Origin of the sequence: Dechloromonas hankyongensis (assembly GCF_022012295.1) — a bacterium.
Classification (GTDB): Bacteria; Pseudomonadota; Gammaproteobacteria; order Burkholderiales; family Rhodocyclaceae; genus Azonexus; species Azonexus hankyongensis.
Map to the genome: position 1 here is coordinate 528,260 of NZ_JAKLTN010000001.1, position 16,865 is coordinate 545,124.

16 protein-coding genes and 1 pseudogene are annotated in these 16,865 nt (G+C 55.0%); 6 read left to right on the top strand and 11 right to left on the bottom strand.

Translation table 11 applies throughout. The annotated features are described in order from the left end of the window. Positions 1–3 precede the first annotated feature (3 nt). The 3 genes and pseudogenes from LZ012_RS19770 to LZ012_RS02540 form a co-directional block, all read left to right on the top strand. Positions 4–447, top strand: a pseudogene (locus LZ012_RS19770) (TniQ family protein); the annotation flags it as partial. A gap of 6 nt (positions 448–453) precedes the next feature. Next, positions 454–1,554 (top strand): hypothetical protein, encoded by a 1,101-nt coding sequence (locus LZ012_RS02535; RefSeq protein ID WP_275707234.1) that lies wholly within the window; start codon positions 454–456, stop codon positions 1,552–1,554. Beyond that, positions 1,551–3,149, top strand: coding sequence for a hypothetical protein (locus tag LZ012_RS02540; protein WP_275707236.1), 1,599 nt, complete (start codon positions 1,551–1,553; stop codon positions 3,147–3,149). Before LZ012_RS02535 ends, LZ012_RS02540 begins: the two co-directional genes overlap by 4 nt. Before the next feature lie 57 nt (positions 3,150–3,206). Here the strand turns inward: LZ012_RS02540 and LZ012_RS02545 are convergent, their stop codons facing one another. The 8 genes from LZ012_RS02545 to LZ012_RS02580 form a co-directional block, all read right to left on the bottom strand. After that, on the bottom strand, positions 3,207–3,758 hold the full coding sequence (locus LZ012_RS02545) for an ImmA/IrrE family metallo-endopeptidase (RefSeq protein ID WP_275707238.1): 552 nt from the start codon (positions 3,756–3,758) through the stop codon (positions 3,207–3,209). Continuing rightward, a complete protein-coding gene (locus tag LZ012_RS02550; protein WP_275707240.1) occupies positions 3,755–4,114 on the bottom strand; it encodes a helix-turn-helix domain-containing protein in 360 nt (119 codons plus the stop codon). The genes LZ012_RS02545 and LZ012_RS02550 overlap by 4 nt, the downstream gene beginning before the upstream one ends. Positions 4,115–4,379: 265 nt before the next feature. After that, complete coding sequence (gene dcd, locus LZ012_RS02555) at positions 4,380–5,009, bottom strand: dCTP deaminase (RefSeq protein WP_275707242.1); 630 nt, start codon at positions 5,007–5,009, stop codon at positions 4,380–4,382. Beyond that, entirely contained in the window at positions 4,996–5,922 is a 927-nt protein-coding gene (locus LZ012_RS02560; protein ID WP_275707244.1) for a M48 family metalloprotease, read from the bottom strand. The genes dcd and LZ012_RS02560 overlap by 14 nt, the downstream gene beginning before the upstream one ends. Before the next feature lie 142 nt (positions 5,923–6,064). Further along, positions 6,065–6,385 carry a hypothetical protein gene (locus tag LZ012_RS02565; RefSeq protein ID WP_275707246.1) on the bottom strand — a complete coding sequence of 107 codons (321 nt, stop codon included), beginning with the start codon at positions 6,383–6,385 and terminating at the stop codon, positions 6,065–6,067. Positions 6,386–8,890: 2,505 nt separating this feature from the next. Next, positions 8,891–9,505, bottom strand: a complete 615-nt coding sequence (locus LZ012_RS02570; RefSeq protein WP_275707248.1) for a hypothetical protein — start codon at positions 9,503–9,505, stop codon at positions 8,891–8,893. Between the two features lie 251 nt (positions 9,506–9,756). Next, a complete protein-coding gene (locus tag LZ012_RS02575; protein ID WP_338033134.1) occupies positions 9,757–10,650 on the bottom strand; it encodes a YifB family Mg chelatase-like AAA ATPase in 894 nt (297 codons plus the stop codon). Positions 10,651–10,657: 7 nt separating this feature from the next. Further along, the gene (locus tag LZ012_RS02580; RefSeq protein ID WP_275707250.1) at positions 10,658–10,900 is read right to left on the bottom strand and encodes an accessory factor UbiK family protein; all 243 of its coding nucleotides are present in this window, start codon (positions 10,898–10,900) and stop codon (positions 10,658–10,660) included. Positions 10,901–11,141: 241 nt separating this feature from the next. Here LZ012_RS02580 and LZ012_RS02585 point away from each other — a divergent pair, with 241 nt between their 5' ends. The 3 genes from LZ012_RS02585 to LZ012_RS02595 all read left to right on the top strand — a co-directional run bounded on the left by LZ012_RS02585 (position 11,142) and on the right by LZ012_RS02595 (position 13,870). Then, the gene (locus tag LZ012_RS02585) at positions 11,142–11,909 is read left to right on the top strand and encodes a TorF family putative porin (RefSeq protein WP_275707252.1); all 768 of its coding nucleotides are present in this window, start codon (positions 11,142–11,144) and stop codon (positions 11,907–11,909) included. Between the two features lie 85 nt (positions 11,910–11,994). Further along, positions 11,995–12,333, top strand: coding sequence for a P-II family nitrogen regulator (gene glnK / locus LZ012_RS02590; protein WP_027456934.1), 339 nt, complete (start codon positions 11,995–11,997; stop codon positions 12,331–12,333). Positions 12,334–12,343: 10 nt separating this feature from the next. Then, positions 12,344–13,870 (top strand): ammonium transporter, encoded by a 1,527-nt coding sequence (locus LZ012_RS02595; protein ID WP_275707254.1) that lies wholly within the window; start codon positions 12,344–12,346, stop codon positions 13,868–13,870. Between the two features lie 93 nt (positions 13,871–13,963). Here the strand turns inward: LZ012_RS02595 and LZ012_RS02600 are convergent, their stop codons facing one another. The 3 genes from LZ012_RS02600 to thrH form a co-directional block, all read right to left on the bottom strand. Further along, positions 13,964–15,241 (bottom strand): GGDEF domain-containing protein, encoded by a 1,278-nt coding sequence (locus tag LZ012_RS02600; RefSeq protein ID WP_275707256.1) that lies wholly within the window; start codon positions 15,239–15,241, stop codon positions 13,964–13,966. Between the two features lie 38 nt (positions 15,242–15,279). Continuing rightward, entirely contained in the window at positions 15,280–16,143 is an 864-nt protein-coding gene (gene purU, locus LZ012_RS02605) for a formyltetrahydrofolate deformylase (RefSeq protein ID WP_275707259.1), read from the bottom strand. 67 nt (positions 16,144–16,210) lie between these two features. Continuing rightward, positions 16,211–16,822, bottom strand: coding sequence for a bifunctional phosphoserine phosphatase/homoserine phosphotransferase ThrH (gene thrH, locus LZ012_RS02610; protein WP_275707261.1), 612 nt, complete (start codon positions 16,820–16,822; stop codon positions 16,211–16,213). Positions 16,823–16,865: the final 43 nt, after the last annotated feature.

The following is a 16,865-nucleotide window of genomic DNA, read 5'->3' on the forward strand; positions in this document are numbered from 1 at the left end:
GTCATGTCGGGATTGTCTGGTGACCTTTGGCCTCTTCATCCTCACCGGTTGCCGGACGAACTCCTAAGCTTCTGGATATTGCGTATTGCTCACGCCAATCGGATCAAACTGCAAACCTTTACCAATACAACCTTTGGGCGAAGTGCCTCTCCGTGGAATAGGGATATTGATCGGTCCGCCAGTGACGCCTTTCTCAAGCTATTGAGCACTAGGACGGGCTCAACTCTTGATGAACTGCGAGGCGGGATGCTGTCTTGTTATGAGGGCATTCTGTTCGAGCACCACAATGCCCAAGGAACTACGCATTGGATACTCCCCCTCGGCATCTATCATCGGACCCGCCGCGCGTATGGCGTACAGTTTTGTCCGACGTGTCTGTTCTGGGACCCCGTTCCGTATTTCCGGCGCCGCTGGCGACTGGCCTTATCTACGATCTGTGATCGACACGGTAGCTTGCTCCATGATCGGTGCCCGGAATGCGGCGCGCCGATCATTTATTTTCGGAATGATCTAGGTCTTCGGAAAGACGGGCAGCTTGGTAACCATACCTTGTGCTGGCGCTGCGGATTCGACTATCGACGGGCACCAGTGTATGGGGCTGATTGGCTCGATGCAGAAACCTATATTGCACTCCGCTCTCTGCTGACATTTATTGATGGTGGGATTGCAGTTGCTGGCCAGCACTATCACCAATACGCTCATCTTTGGCTTCAAGTACTGCACCGGCTGTGCGAAATCCTGGCCAGTAGTGGGCAATCACGACGCTCCGATAAACTACAAGCGGTGGTTTCCCAAGCAACAAAATTGGTTTTGCCCCGTGTGCAGGTATCTGCCAAGTTCGAGTCTTTGGGATTGCGTGATCGGCATCGCTTGTTACTCAGTGCTCTTTGGATGCTAATGGACTATCCGAACCGTTTCATCCGAATCTGTCGGGAAGCGGGATTGGGACGCTCATTAGTTCTTGGCGACCTTTGCGAGGTGCCGTACTGGTTTGACCAAGTGCTAAAACAGGATTTGGACCGGTCCAGATATGCCCCGAATGCAGCGGAAATCCGGCAGGTAGCCAACTATCTTGCTCGGCAAGGAAAAACAGTCAGCCAGGCGTCCATACAGCAGGCGATCGGGCGCAGAGGCGAGCACGCTATGAGTGGCTACAAGATGGAGAGGGGGAGTCCATGGCCACGAAATGACGACGAGTTTGACAGTGTGCTGGCCGCTTTGGCTGTCCGGATTCAATCACTCGAGGTTGGCAGCGTGAGGCGGCTGCTATCCGAGCGAGATCGCATGATTTTTTTGACGATGAAGGTGATGGGCTGGAGTGCATCGAAAGTGCTTGGAATCTCTCTCGATGAAATCAAGCCCATATTGGCGCCGAGGTCCACTGTACTTCCCCCTGTGCTTAAAGGACATCTCGTCTGGTACCTAATCACCACTCGCCGAGCGTTGGTTAGAGGCCAACCGCGGACAGCATTTTTCGTTGGGAGCTCTGAAGATGGTATCGGGGTCGAGAACCTGGCGCAGAAGGCGCGCCGTTTGCTACGGGCATACCCATGACTTTCACATTTTCTTTGCCCCAGCTTACGCCTGACGAACGTCCATGGCGCCTTGATTGGTTTGGAGAGTTGGCGTATCCGGGGATGGTGAAGCAGTATAGGCACCCTTACATCAAAGTCGCAGTTTCGCCGCTACTGGGTTCGCTAGATGATTTCGGGGCTTCAGCGGAGTTCAGGACCGATATTTCCCAACAGCGTGATGTCTGGGTGCCACTCGGTTGCTTACCAATGCTTCGGATTGGCGATATCTGGCAGCAGGGGGCTTTCGCGAAGTCCCCACCGTATTCATTAAACAGTTTTGGTCTGAAAATATTTCCGGAGACGACAACCGTAGTAAAGGCGGGATTGTCGGTCGAAGAGAGCTATCTCCTTCCATTTGCAGAGCATCCTTGGCACCGCCATCACACTCAGTCTTACTGCTTGGAAGTTAAGGCAACTGACGACATTTCCGTAATCATCCCTGGTGTCGAACTGATCCGTTTTTATTTTGGCTCATCGAGCAAACTACTCCATAGATTGGTGACCCAGCCTCTTCGAGAAGAGGCACTTTGGCGCGAGAAATACTACGACTTTGACAGGCGTCACCTTCATCTCAAATTAGCGGATGGCTTGTCCGGGACTTCGGCCTCCGATATCGGTCGCATCGCGCAAGAACCGTATGCTTGGCGAGCGGCTTCGTATATTTATGGGCATTGTCTCAGGGCTGCTTCTATGGGGGAAGTCGTCTACCCCTATACTTATTTCCCATTTCAGGGTTTGACGACAATCGTGAGCCACGGAATGTGGCTACCCGTCTCGGGGAGCTCCCGATGTAATTTCTTGGTTTTCCGCCTTCAGCATTGTTCGCATCGCTTTCCATTTGAATCCCTAACTTACGAAGTAAGTGACCGAACCTTGAAAAAGAGGGGGCTAGGCATGGAAGGACCTTTGAAAGAAACCAGTGCGGCAAAACGATTTCAAAGTAAGAAATCGGGAGCAATGCTCAGCAGTACAGACCCAGGCTCGGCCAAGACTCCTCGCCGTATCCCTTTCGATCAAGCGTATCGCTTCTCGGATCTGAAAGGTAAGTCAATCTGGAGGGAGCAAATTGTCGCCTCGACTGTAGCTGGTGTCATGCGTGTGCACGCCGACGGCTCCCTGGAGCAGCTAGCGTTTGGTGAGCCCGATGGTTCAGGGAAGGCTGGTGCCGTTGATGCATGTGTTAACGGATCTTCGCCGCTCTCTATTGCCGATACAACCGATCTTCCACATTTTGTGAAGACTGGAATGACTATGCTGATGTCTCAACGAAGAGATAGAGGAAATACTGTTCGAGCCAAGCCGCTTCTCGCGTTTGGAAGGGATGAATGTGTGTTCGCACTTCCGACAATCGTTGATGAGGACGGGGTCGTTGATACGGTGACTCTGTATACCGAGCCAGATGGGAGACATCGCCAGCGTCGAGCATGTTTTATTGGAATATTCGATGCCGAGAATGTGATTGAGAGATTCGCTATTGTTGAAGGTGTACAAGTGAGAAATCCCCCCTCTGTACACCAAATTCACAAATTCGACCTGATTGAAGTGCTGAGCCGGGAGATAGAACTGGAAAACTGAGTGAATCGTGTAGTGAGGAAATGCGGCCTGTTGTTCCGTCAATCGCAGACCCCATTGCTAACGCATTGCAGCCACTCGCTTGTAGGCTCCGGTCACATTCAGGCGATATTGAAGCATTTTGGTGCTGACGCCATAGAGCTCGGCGGCAGAATTTACTTCGATTTCACTTCGCGCGATATGCAGTGCAGCCTGCTCTGAAACAAGTAGCGTTCCACTGAGCCAATTGGCTTCATCTTCCATGTCTTTGTTGAAATGCCTCAGACCCAGGTCCGAAAATAACGGCATAGGTTGATGCTGCAATAGTGCGTGAGCAAGCTCATGCGCAAGATTGCTGCGCTGTCTGCCTTCCGAGTGCCTATCGTTATGGATAATGATTCTGGCGGTATCGAAAAAAATTGTTATTGCCGAGAATACTCCGACCCCCTCTTCTAGGAAGTGCATCACAGCAGGCGCTTCTTCCCTGAAATCGCTAAGAGGGAGAATGTCGATTGCCAAGTGCTCGGCTAGAGCCTTGGGGTCTAACGGATCTATTGGTGATAGCCCTAATTCTGAACGGATTTCCGCAGCTAGTTGCTTGGCTTCGGTCTTGAATCCTCGTCGGAGCGTCAATTCTTGTTCTTTAGGCGGTTATAAGCAGCTTGCACCATTTCTTCTAGCGCAACAGCTGCTTCTTTTGTAAGGCTGGAGTCAGCACGGAAATAGGCGAGAACTTTTGTTAGCGACTCCTCTGCTGGGCCGCGTCCCATTCTATCAACATAATCTGCTGGATTCAGCCCTGCCCATGCTGCAAGCTTTGCCAAACTATCAGCATCAGGGCGCCGCCCTTGAGCCATTCTCGTGAGCGTTGATGCACTCACGCCAGTTGCTTGAGAAAGCTGTTTCCAATTGAGCAGCTTTCTTTCTCTCTCTGCATCGAGTGCTCGATAGAACGCCATGGCATCGAAGTCTCCAACCTGTGTATTCACCTGTCTCTCCAATGACGATAGCGTAGCTGCATGCATTTTAATCTCCCCGTTGATCGTTGCATTTTAGCAATTGTGCTCCGAAATTTCAATTTAAATAAGATAAAAATCCCATCAGATTAATTCAATAAATTTGCGGCGAGAGCGTAAATTGAGTGAAAGACTAATATCTTTCACATAAATGAAAATCTATTTATTGCTAATAAATATGCATGCTTAAATATAAATAAAGCAAATCGGCGAGTTAATGTTGTCTCAAGCCGATTGATTAAGTTAGGGCTCCTCCAGAACACCTTATCTGCCCCAGTTTTTGAAGTTCGGGGTCGTTATCTGCAGCAGAAACCACGGGTCTAACTGTACCAAAATATTTTCTGGGATGGCCTTCGTCTAGATACGACCTCGGTGCATTGAGTCGATATAAGCGAAGTTGGCAAATACGACAGCCAACAACTAATTCAATCGGGCTGTTCCCATGGTTGAATAACTCTAATGCGGCACAACCGCGATAACCAGGTTGAAGCATTGTGTTAATAGGTACGCCTAAGCGGGTATAACTGCTTCTAGACAATACGTCAGCGTATACATCGGGGGGGAGCGAAAGATATTCAAGAGTTGTCGCAAGTACGACTTGGTTAGGATAGACAACAAATTTTTCGCCAATTTCTCGCCGTGTCTCTTGGAAATATGTCTTTATTGCTCGGTGTGAGCCATCTGCCTCGCGAGTAATGCTGATAGACGGTTTTCGAGTGAGAATAGAAACTAGAAAATCGTAACCGAGGCGCAGGTCAATGGTGACGTTTCCGACTTGCGTCTCTTCAAGGAGGGGGTCAATAAATAAAGAATCCGGGGCAGAGGATTGCAAGGAATCCAAAATGGCGGCCCGATCAAGAAGATGCATGGCCCCTCCATTTCATGCTGATCATTCGGTTTCTAATTGATTTTTCAACTAAGTCATTTATTGCTTGCTCAATCTTGTCATTATTTCCTAGGTCTTCCCAGTGACCATTAGGATGAGCCCAAATATTCTCCAGATAGCGCCAGCTGCTATCAAAAATGCCATGGACTTGTCGATCTGACGTAAGAGGATATGGCCGTACGTTATCAAAGAATTCGGTAACATCCGGCACCTCGAATTGGAGCTGTAGGTTTGGAAGCTCTAGCGCACTGAGCGTGGTCTGGAAAAGCTCTACCACTGCATTTGGCTTACCTTCGAGGAAGTCCTCAACTACCCTTAACCGTTCTGCTGTCGCTGGGTGAGATATTCCTGCTGGACTATCCCCCGCAAACGCATCGAGGAAGCCACTGAAGGCAGTTCCTGCAAAGCTGACGGCAAATAAATCCGCGAAATATTCGCCTCGATGATTTTTTTGTATCGCTTGCAGCGATGCATTCGAGAGGCTATCGAGTTCTAGTCCGGGTAGCTGCCAATGCTCGTCGTACAACGTCAAAGAGCGATCTGTGATCCCATGATGTTGGTCGATGAAGTGACCCAGTTCGTGGTAAAGAGGAGTGTTATATAGCGGCCGATGTCTGTAAATTTGCGGAAGAGATATCTGGACTAAATCGGCTTCAAATGAAACCTCAAGAAAGGCTTCCGCCAAGGTATGGAAATGGGGATCGACTCCGCGGAAAAAGAAGCCTCGATACAAGTCTTGGGAAATCGCAGTTGTTATAACGGCAGGTCGCGAAATCCATCCGCGTAGGGCCAGCAATAAACCATGCACAATTTCGTATGGGATTCGCTTCGACGTGCTGCCAGCAAGAAATTGTGTCGCAGATGCGATCGACAGCGTGCAGCGTTCGATTACCAAGGGGGGCACCTCTGCGCAGTTGTCGCGTAACTTACGAGTCACGTCGATCAACTGCGAGACGTATCTGCTTAAAGGGGCATCGAAGTACGGGGTTTCAGCAATTTCCTCGAGCTGTCCCTCTAACAGTCGAAGGTTGGTCTTGTTAAGCAGTGTGATGTCCCATGAAGGAGAGCATGCGGTTAGCCACTTCTGGGCCAATGCTTTCGAAGTTGGTGACATGCATTACCGAGTCGGCAAGATCTGCCTCGTCACGCATCTCAAGGGCAAGCAAAATAGATTCTGGGTAACGCACTGCCCCCTGTCGCTTGGGATCTTGTGCAAGCGTCTTTGCTTCACCAATTACGTTCACTAGTAACGTCTTTAGTTGCTGCGGTACTGTCTGTCCGTCCTTTGCAATCATAGATAGCACAAGCGTGACGAGGTCAAGAGAACTGCCGCTTTTCTCAGGAAAGGCTGCGAGCATGAGGATTCTCCCGTTAATGTTGATGGTGAGAAGTTAAAAATGTGCACCAAGTCAACGACTTAACCCCTTGACTTAAAGTGATTTTACTTCTCTGGCGAATTCTGGTTGCTTGAACTATAGCAAAATGCCACTTGATTACAAGCTCGACGGTTCTCAGCGCCTTCGCGCTTCTTTTTTAGAGAATCGCTCTTTGGAACCGTTCAAGCATAGATTTCTGTAAGCGACATCCACCTTCCATCGTTCGCTGTGAGGCGTCCCCATAGTGCCCATTACCGTGTTGCCTCCTTAGCCCCCTGCTAAGAAAAGCGTAGGCGCCGACAAGCGTACTCATGCAATGAGCGTACGCCAAAAAAATTGCAAATAAGCAATTGACAGCCGATGTGGCAACGCTATAGAGTCCACCTCGTGGTTGCAAAATCGCAATTACACATCAAATCATCAATCGTTCAGGAGTTTCTTTCATGGCAACTAATCCACCTAAAGGTGATGGTCACCGCAACGGTGCCGTCAGACAGCGTTCTCAGACACAGACCCCGTCGGGGCACTGGGTCAAGCGCGATACCAAAACCGGGCAGTTTATGGACGTCAAGTCTGACGGGCTTCCGTTTAAAGGTGTTCGTCGAGAAAAGTAAGAGGTGGGGACGTCATTGTCCCCATTTTTATGGGTAAGGATATGAACGAATTAACTGCACAGCTCTTTGCGAAGCCCATTCCATCGGTGCTTGTTATTTCCAGCTTATGCGTAGCTGGGTCTTTTGGATGGCTTCGTTGTGAATTCAGTGAAGGCCTTATCTATGAATGAAAACGCGAAGAATCTTTTGGGGGAGATTGGTCGGCAGCTTGATCGACACATCTTTCCTGTAGTGAAAAACGGTGGATTTGTTTGGCCCAGCCAATCCACTGCTTACCTCAATCCGCTGGGCAAGGAGCAGTATCATGAATCAAAAAGATCGCGAGGATCCCCAGCCGAACCATGGTCAGGGGCCGTCGGATGGCAAAGGCCGCCCAGTGGACCATGGATCACCCCAGGATCATGGGCGACCCGTGCAACCCCACCGGTCGTCAGCTCAGGGCAAGGAAACATATACCGGAGCTCGTTGACGTCGGTATGCGAAGCCTACCCGGGCACGCAGATGTGGGAACAGGAGGAGGGCTTTTGGTTGTATTCAGAAAGCTCTCTCCTTTCCGGACTGGGGCGGAAAGTAAGTTTCCTCATAGCTATTTCAGCCGAAAGGCAGGCCGTAAGGGGCTGGGCCTTTTGGTATAGCAAAATGGCTGGAGCGTCGTGGATCGGCCCTCGCCACACGAATTTCCCTGACGGTTCTATCTGTGCTTTCGAGCCGACAGACGGCACGTGGGCCTTCGGGGATTCACTTGTTGAACTTCTCGATCTCTATTCAGTATGGGCACTGCGGCAGCTCCATTATGAGGTACTTGGGCACTGGCCAGGGCCGCAAGCGGTCTCCCAGCCTTACGAGCGTCTCCTGGAACTGCGGGATGGTGAGCACTGCGGGTGCGGTGCCATTGGGCGGCGCTATATCGATTGCTGTAAAGCAGCAGATATGCGGATGAACCTAATTGCGGAGGCAATAAGGTTCGGCTTCTTTTCAAGCTGGAAGCTACGCTCCCCACCCATGTCTGTAATGCAATTTATACGCAACAGGATTAGTCCGCCAAGAATTTCCGAGGTGGTCTAACGTTGATTTAGTGGCGGATCCACGCACTGTCTGACGGATGAATGGGTGCGGTTTAACTAATCGCTGGACAGAGAATTTTGGGACGGTGAAAAGAGATTTATGAAAAAAGCATTTTGGCCAGATCGGGATGAAGAATGTACAACTCAAGCGTATTTTGCACACTATGGCGGTAAGCATGACCGGCGCTGGCTTTACACACCTCGCCCTCAAGCACGCTGCCCAGCCTGCCTTGAGGATGTAAAACTTGTTGGAGAAGACAGGGCTCCGCACGACAGGCATTTTTCCCATATTGGTAGTTCTGCGCAGGCCCCATTTTGCCCTCTACGTAATCTAGCAGACCGAAAATACGAATTTCTGACGGATGTGCCACCCGACTGTGAGCGGGGCCGACAGTTAAGGGCTAGTTTCTTCAGAAATTGGAAGCAGCATTGGGGGCTGCTCAAAAGCCATTTACGAGGATATGCAGATATTCACCGCTTTATCGAAATGATTCACATAGCGGATAAGATGAAGTTGTGGCATCGCCCCTCTTTGTCGGAATGGGAAGTTCCCTACATATTCCTGGTATGGAGTGACTATCCTCCGATTCTGGATAGATCTGAAAAAACCAAGTACAAGCGTCGGGAGTGGTATCGCTTCTGGTTCGATGCCAGAGTCAGGAGTTTTGAGGACTTGTGGATTCGGACCGAAGGAGAATTCCGGATTGTTCGAGCAGAGTACGCTATTCCCAGGAGCGGTGGCTCTCCTGGGATAGTTCATCTTAAAGATGTCGACGTATTCAAAATGAATTCTGATTTTCTAGCTAGGCCTATGACAGAGCCTCATGAATATGCAGTTGCAATGATGATTCGGGCTTTTCCCGAGGAGCTAGGTCATTAGAGGCGTAACGTTCGATTCCATCCTGACCAATAGCGATTGACCTGTTTGAAACGTCTTTTAGCCACTTCTCATTTTCCTCGGTAACAAGATGCTGAAACTGATCGTTTTGATAAATGGCGTGTGAGCCGGTGGGGCCGCTGCTTATCACGATCAAATAGGACGGGTTCTTCTCAAGCATGCTGTCCCAAGTGGGATACATGATTTCAACAAATACTTCTTCTAATTTATGTGGGCGCCACCATCGCCCAAATCGCTTCTCCTGAAGGGTCCAGAAACCTTGGGGGCCAAGGGCAGCAAAGGTCTTCCCCTCTTGTATATTTAATTGTCGAATGGCAGAAACAGTGCGATGTTTTGCCCATGCTTCGAAGTACTCTCGCTCACCAGGACGAATGCTCATGTCGAGCCAAGGCAGATGTCTTAGACATGCAGATGCACAGACCTTTTCAAGCAGCTGGTTCGGTAAGGCGTTGCGTGTCCGGAACAATTGATGAGAATTTACAGGCGAATTTAAAGCCGCATGACGGCCAAAGTTTTGTTGTTTCACTTTTATTCCTCGATCGATTCGTTGATGCATCAATATCGTTCTGATATTCATTGCTTGAAGAGACTAAGCCCGTGAGGGAGTTGGTCTAGAAAACGTTCGGTGGAGGAATGGGTGGTGGCCAAATAGGTTCGACCACTACGAGCAGTTGGAGACCAGAAAACCTCACCGAGCAGCCGAGATTCTTGGCTACCCGATGCTGTGGAAGCTTTTTGGCCCTACCGGAATTCGCAAATATCGATGTTCGCTCGCACTTAATTTCGTGAGAACTGGCGATATTCGCAATTAGTGTTGGAACTAACACCGCCGCCGACCAGCGCGATGGCCGAGGCGGTATGGTGCGGTTGACGGTACGGGCGTAAACCGAAGCTCTCCGGTCGGAACTGGCCGACCAGCGACAGGACGGCCGCCGAACCCTTGGCGGCTTCGTTGTCCAGGTCGGGCATCAGGCCGGGCAGACGTGCGGCGAGCATGGACTTGCCGGAACCGGGCGGACCGATCATCAGCAGGGAATGGCAACCGGCGGCGGCGATTTCCAGCACGCGCTTGGCTTGAATCTGGCCACGCACTTCGGCGAGGTCGGCAAGCAGCGGGCGGCCCGGCGCATCGGCGGCGGTCTCCGCAGCTGGCAAGGCCTCACGGTCGGCCAGGTGGGCGCAGACGCCGAGCAGGGAGCGGGCGGACAGGATGTGCGCCGAACCGGTCAGCGCCGCTTCCCGGGCGCTTTCCTCGGGCAGGATGAAGGCCTTGTGGCCATTGCTGGTCTGCAGGGCCATGGCCAGCGCGCCGCGGATGGGGCGCAATTCCCCGGACAGCGACAATTCGCCGGCGAATTCGTAATCGGCGAGCTGGGCCGCCGGGATCTGACCGCTGGCGGCCAGGATGCCGAGGGCGATGGGCAGGTCGAAACGCCCGGATTCCTTGGGCAGATCGGCCGGTGCCAGGTTGACGGTGATCCGCTTGGCCGGGAACTCGAAGCCGGAATTGACGATGGCTGCCCGTACGCGGTCGCGTGCTTCCTTGACTTCGATATCGGGCAGGCCGACCAGTGCGAAACTGGGCAGTCCGCTGGCCAGATGGGCTTCGACGATGACCGGCGGCGCATTGAGGCCATCCAGTCCGCGACTGTGGGCGACGGCCAGCGCCATGCGTGGCTTACTGGCCCGAGCGGGCCTTTTCCAGCGCTTCGACGCGGGCTTCCAGCGCCGTCAGCTTGTCGCGGGTGCGCGCCAGCACTTCGGCCTGGACATCGAATTCCTCGCGGGTGACCAAATCAAGCTTGGCAAAGAAGCCGCCCATCATCGCCTTGGCATTTTTTTCGATATCTTTGGCCGGTGTATTGGCCAGCAGGGCGCTCATCTTGGCGCCGAAATCTTCCAGAATCTTGGGGTCGAGCATGGTATTCCTCCGTGGCCGGGCAGTTTATCACAGGGGGATAGACCCTTCTTTTGGATCATCGCTCATGCTTGGTGCGTAACACTCTGTAACTGCACAATTTTGGTGCGCCGGTTTGGTGCATTACCTTGGTAATACCCATCAAGTCCTTGATTGCTATCAAAAACAGGCCTGGCACGCGTCCTGCTAATGCTGTATCGCACAATTTTCGTTTTCGTATTCATCAATCAGTAGGAGAGAAAAAATGAAGAAGTCTCTGATCGCCCTGGCCCTCGTCGGCGCCTTTGCCGCTCCGGCCTTTGCCGAAGAAGCTGCCGCCCCGGCCCCCGCGCTGACCGGCAACATCGGTGTCGTTAGCGATTACATCTTCCGCGGTATCAGCCAGACCCAAGGCCACCCGGCGCTGCAAGGCGGTTTCGATTACAACCACGCCAGCGGTCTGTATGTCGGCGTCTGGGGTTCCAACGTTTCCTGGGTCCAAGTTAACAACTATAAGGACAACAGCAGCCTGGAAGCTGACTTCTACGGCGGCTACAAAGGCTCCTTCGCCAGCGACTTCACTTTCGACGTCGGCGCCATCAAGTATTACTACCCGGGTACCTCCCTGGGCGGCGTGACGCCGGACACCATGGAAGTCTACGGTGCCATCGGCTGGAAGTTCATCACCCTGAAGTACAACCACACGATTTCGCAATACATGGTCGGCTGGTCCGGCACCAATGGCGAAAATACCCGCGGTTCGGGCTATATCGATCTGTCGGCCAACTACGATCTGGGCGACGGCTGGGGCGTGCAGGCCCACCTCGGCCACCAGAAGATCAAGAACTTCAGCGACGCTTCCTACACCGACTGGAAGCTGGGCGTGACCAAGGATGTCGGCTTCGGCGTCTTCGGCCTGGCTTACACCGACACCAATGCCAATACCTGTGGCGACAGCGTTCCCGCTTACTGCTGGAACAACAAGAACGTCGCCAAAGGCACCGCGCTGGTCTCCTTCGCCAAGACTTTCTAAGCAAACCTAAAACTTCCCCCGCTAGTGCATCGGCCGGCGCCGGTGGGGGAAGTCAGATTTCAACCTAAATGGGGAACTACTCATCATGAAATTCGTTACCGCCATCATCAAGCCGTTCAAGCTTGACGAAGTGCGTGAAGCGTTGTCCGCCATCGGCGTGCAAGGCATCACGGTCACAGAAGTGAAGGGTTTCGGCCGGCAGAAAGGGCATACCGAGCTGTATCGCGGTGCCGAATATGTCGTCGATTTCCTGCCCAAGGTGAAGATCGAAGCCGCCGTCAAGGACGAGCAGCTCGATCAGGTCATCGAAGCCATCGAAAAGTCGGCATCCACCGGCAAGATCGGCGACGGCAAGATCTTCGTCTTCGACGTCGAACAAGTCATTCGTATCCGGACCGGTGAAACCGGTACCGATGCACTGTAAGGAGCGCCCCATGAAACGCTTATTCGCATTGCTGGCTGTAGTCGGCGCCGTTACGTTCGGTGCTCCGTCCTGGGCTGAAGAAAAGGCCGCCGCACCCGAAGCTGCCACCGCACCGGCTCCGGCCGCTGCCCCGGCTGCTGCTGCCCCGGCTGCGGCCCCCGCTGCCGCCGAAGCTGCCGCCGAAGCTGCCGCCGAAGCTGCCGCTCCGGCACCTGCCGCAGCCCCGGTACCGCCCAACAAGGGCGACAACGCCTGGGTCATGATGAGTGCCGCGCTGGTCATCCTGATGTCCATCCCGGGCCTGGCCCTGTTCTACGGCGGCCTGGTCCGCACCAAGAACATGCTGTCGGTGCTCATGCAGGTTTTCGTGACCTTCTCGCTGATTTCGGTTCTCTGGGTGATCTACGGCTACTCCGCTGCCTTCACCGAGGGCAACGAATTCTTCGGCGTGCTCGACAAGCTGTTCCTGAAGGGCGTGACGGTCGATTCCGTTGCCGCTACCTTCTCCAAGGGCGTCAATATCTCCGAACTGGCCTACGTCGTCTTCCAGGGCGCCTTCGCGGCCATCACCTGCGGCCTGATCGTCGGTGCCTTCGCCGAGCGTGCCAAGTTCTCTGCCATCCTGGTCTTCATGGTGATCTGGTTCACCCTGTCGTACATCCCGATGGCCCACATGGTCTGGTACTGGGCGGGTCCGGATGCCTATGTCGACGCTGCTGCCGGTGAGCTGGCCGGTAAGACTGCTGGCTTCCTGTTCCAGAAGGGCGCTCTCGACTTCGCAGGCGGCACCGTGGTGCACATCAACGCCGCGATCGCCGGTCTGGTAGGTGCCTACATGGTCGGCAAGCGTACCGGCCTGGGCAACGTCTCGATGGCTCCCCACTCCCTGACCTTCACCATGATCGGTGCTTCCCTGCTGTGGTTCGGCTGGTTCGGCTTCAACGCCGGTTCCGCTCTCGAAGCCTCCGGCGGTGCCGCCCTGGCCATGGTCAACACCTGGGTCGCCACGGCTTGTGCCGCACTGTCCTGGATGTTCGCCGAATGGATCCTGAAGGGTAAGCCCTCCATGCTGGGTGCCGCTTCCGGCGCCGTCGCCGGTCTGGTGGCGATCACCCCGGCCGCCGGCTTCGTCGGCGTGATGGGGGCCATCATCATCGGCCTGCTCGCCGGCATCGTCTGCCTGTGGGGCGTCAATGGCCTGAAGAAGCTGCTCGGTGCCGATGACTCGCTGGACGTCTTCGGTGTGCACGGCGTCGGCGGCATCCTCGGTGCCATCCTGACCGGCGTGTTCGTCGATCCGGCCCTCGGCGGTACGGGTGTCTATGACTACGTGGCCAACAAGGTCGGCGATTTCGACATGACCGCCCAGGTGATCAGCCAGCTGTGGGGCGTCGGCACCGTGGTCGTCTGGTCGGGCGTCGTCTCCATCGTCGCCTACAAGCTGGTCGATATCGTGATCGGTCTGCGTGTGCCGGAAGAAGAAGAGCGTGAAGGTCTGGACCTTACCTCGCACGGCGAAAGCGCCTACCACCACTAAGCAAAGAAATTTAGTCTCTCTCCCTTTGGGCACCTGCGGGTGCCCATTTTTTTGGTTCATCGCACTTTTCCGGGAAAAGCGCGATGAACCTTTTTATTGGGGAGTTTGCGGCGAATAAACGCGGTTGCGGCCGGCCGCCTTGGCCCGGTACAACTCGGCGTCGGCGCGCCGGATCACGGCGTCGAGGCTTTCGTCGCCGGGCAGGCAGCAGCAAACGCCGGCACTGATCGACAAATGCACCGATCCGCCTGGGCTGCTGACCTGCAGGCGGGCGACGGCCAGGCGGATGCGTTCGGCGACCAGGATGGCACCGGTCAGATCGGTACCGGGCAGGAGCAGGCGGAATTCGTCGCCGCCGGCCCGGGCAAAGATGTCCTGGTCGCGCAGACTGCCTTGCACCGCCGCGACGAACAGGCGTAGTGCCTCGTCGCCGGCGGCATGGCCGAGCCGGTCGTTGGTCTGCTTGAAATGGTCGAGATCGATGACCACCAGCGACAGGTCGCCGCCGTTGCGGCTGAAACGCCTGAATTCCTGCCCGGCCAGCTCGTAGAAGGTGCGCAGGTTGTTGATGCCGGTCAGGAAGTCGGTCGACGCGGCAATTTCCAGCTGTTTTTCCAGCTGCTTGCGCTCGCTGATGTCGAGCATGGTTCCTGAAATGCCGTCCGCTTCACCCGTCGCGGCATAGAACACCGATTTGTAGAAAATCACGTCGTGATAGCTGCCGTCGGCGTAGCGCACCTGGGCTTCGTAGCTCTGCTTGCCGCCCTGCGTCATCAGCGCCTGGTCGGCCCGGGCGTAAATCCGCGCCAGATCGGCCGGCGCCACGTCGAAAACCGTCGCGCCGAGAATGGCGTCGCGCGATTGTCCGATGTAGTCCTCAAACGCCTTGTTGCAGGCGATATACCGGCCGTTGCGGTCCTTCATGAACAGCGGGCTGGGCAGCATGTCGACAGCGGTCTGCATACGTACGTAGAGCATGGCCTCACTGGCTTCGCGGCCGTCTTCCGAGTCCGGGTCGCGGCGCCGTTCGAGACGGGCGGCGATCAATTCCATGCGTTCGAGATCGTCGATGGCGCAGCAGTCGGCCGCGTCGTCGGCCATCACCTTGCGGGCCAGGGCCGGATCGTAGGGAGCGAGCAGGATGACGTGCGGGAAGGCGCGCGGGCACAGCGGATGCAGGCGCTTGCGCCAGTCGGCATAGGCGGCGTCGCCGTCGATGGCGACGAAAACAGCGAGGGCGTTAGTGGCCTTGTTGCAGTTGTTGCCCAGCGACGGGCTGATAGGCTCGAGGCCGGCCACCGGTGGCATGGCACCGTCGCCTTGCTGGCGCAGATCGAGGAACAGCAAACGGGGAGGGGCCGGGGCAATCATGTCGAACCTCTCCGGATTAATAGGGTGAAGCCTCGATACTAACGGAAGACCACCGTCTTATTACCATGAACTAATACGCGATCTTCGAGATGATAGCGCAGGCCCCGGGCCAGCACTGTCTTCTCGATGTCCTTTCCATAGCGCACCATGTCTTCCGGCGAGTCCGAATGGTCGATGCGGATGACGTCCTGCTCGATGATCGGGCCGGCGTCGAGTTCGCTGGTTACGTAGTGGCAGGTGGCGCCGATCAGCTTGACGCCGCGCGTGTAGGCCTGGTGGTAGGGCTTGGCCCCGGCGAAGCTGGGCAGGAAGCTGTGGTGGATGTTGATGATCTTGCCGGCCAGCGCGTCACACAGTTCTGGCGACAGGATCTGCATGTAGCGGGCGAGGACCATGGTGTCGGCGCGCACGTCATCGAAGATACGGGCGATCTCGGCGTAGGCCGCCTGCTTGTTGTCAGGGGTGACCGGGACGTGGATGAACGGGATGCCGTGCCACTCGACGAAACCGCGGAAGGTATCGTGATTGGAGATGACGCACGGAATCTCGATATCCAGTTCCTTGGCCTGCCAGCGCGCCAGCAGGTCGTACAGGCAGTGCTCCTGCTTGGAAACGAGCACGACTACACGCTTCTTGACGGCGCTGTCGTTGATCGTCCACGTCATCGACAGCGGTTCGGCGACTTCGCTGCGGAACCGCTCGCGGAATTCGGCGAGCAGGAAGGGCAGCGAATCGGCCTTGATCTCGATACGCATGAAATAGCGACCGGTCAGCATGTCCGAATGGAAGCTCGATTCGAGTATCCAGCCGCCATGCTCCGCGATGAAGCCGGAAACGCGGGCGATGATGCCGACCTGGTCGGGACAGGACGCTGACAGGGTGTAGAAACGGTCGCGATGCATTTTTTTGCTATCAGGATAGAGGAGTCAGGATCGAGAAGGGCTTACTAGGCAACTCGATCCTAGGCAACTAGGCAGCTTTCGCAAACGCTTTGTCGATTTCCGTACGTAGGTCGTCGTAATTGAAGACCACCGGGAACTGCGGGAATTCGCGGATGACGTTTTCCGGCGGGTGGAACAGGATGCCGCCGTGGGCTTCGCCGAGCATGGCGGTGTCGTTGTACGAATCGCCGGCGGCGACGATCTTGAAATTGAGTTCCTTGAAGCGCTTGACCGCTTCCTGCTTCTGGTTCGGCATGCGCAGGTGGTAATTGACCAGCATGCCGCTGGCGTCGGCTTCCAGCGAATGGCAGAACAGCGTCGGCCAGCCTAGCTGGCGCATCAGCGGGTGGGCGAATTCGTAGAAGGTGTCGGAGAGGATGATCACCTGGTAATCTTCGCGCAGCTTGTCGAGGAAGGCGCGGGCGCCCTGCATCGGGCCCATTTCGCCGATCACCTTCTGGATGTCCGGCAGGCCGAGCTTGTGCTCGCGCAGGATGTTCAGGCGGTAATTCATCAGCTTGTCGTAGTCCGGCTCGTCGCGCGTGGTGCGCATCAGTTCGGGAATGCCCGTGCGCTTGGAGAATTCGATCCAGATTTCAGGGACGAGGACCCCTTCGAGGTCAAGGCAGACGATTTGCACGGTTGGCTCCAGCGCGAGTTCGGAAAAACCGCGATTTTACCCG

What these genes read in the sequence shown, in the direction of transcription:
- LZ012_RS02565 (WP_275707246.1), bottom strand. Translation starts at nt 6,385, where the DNA reads ATGCTCGCAGCCTTTCCTGAGAAAAGCGGCAGTTCTCTTGACCTCGTC.
- glnK (WP_027456934.1), top strand. Translation starts at nt 11,995, where the DNA reads ATGAAATTCGTTACCGCCATCATCAAGCCGTTCAAGCTTGACGAAGTG.
- purU (WP_275707259.1), bottom strand. Translation starts at nt 16,143, where the DNA reads ATGCATCGCGACCGTTTCTACACCCTGTCAGCGTCCTGTCCCGACCAG.
- LZ012_RS02585 (WP_275707252.1), top strand. Translation starts at nt 11,142, where the DNA reads ATGAAGAAGTCTCTGATCGCCCTGGCCCTCGTCGGCGCCTTTGCCGCT.
- LZ012_RS02540 (WP_275707236.1), top strand. Translation starts at nt 1,551, where the DNA reads ATGACTTTCACATTTTCTTTGCCCCAGCTTACGCCTGACGAACGTCCA.
- LZ012_RS02595 (WP_275707254.1), top strand. Translation starts at nt 12,344, where the DNA reads ATGAAACGCTTATTCGCATTGCTGGCTGTAGTCGGCGCCGTTACGTTC.
- dcd (WP_275707242.1), bottom strand. Translation starts at nt 5,009, where the DNA reads ATGCATCTTCTTGATCGGGCCGCCATTTTGGATTCCTTGCAATCCTCT.
- LZ012_RS02600 (WP_275707256.1), bottom strand. Translation starts at nt 15,241, where the DNA reads ATGATTGCCCCGGCCCCTCCCCGTTTGCTGTTCCTCGATCTGCGCCAG.
- LZ012_RS02575 (WP_338033134.1), bottom strand. Translation starts at nt 10,650, where the DNA reads ATGGCGCTGGCCGTCGCCCACAGTCGCGGACTGGATGGCCTCAATGCG.
- LZ012_RS02580 (WP_275707250.1), bottom strand. Translation starts at nt 10,900, where the DNA reads ATGCTCGACCCCAAGATTCTGGAAGATTTCGGCGCCAAGATGAGCGCC.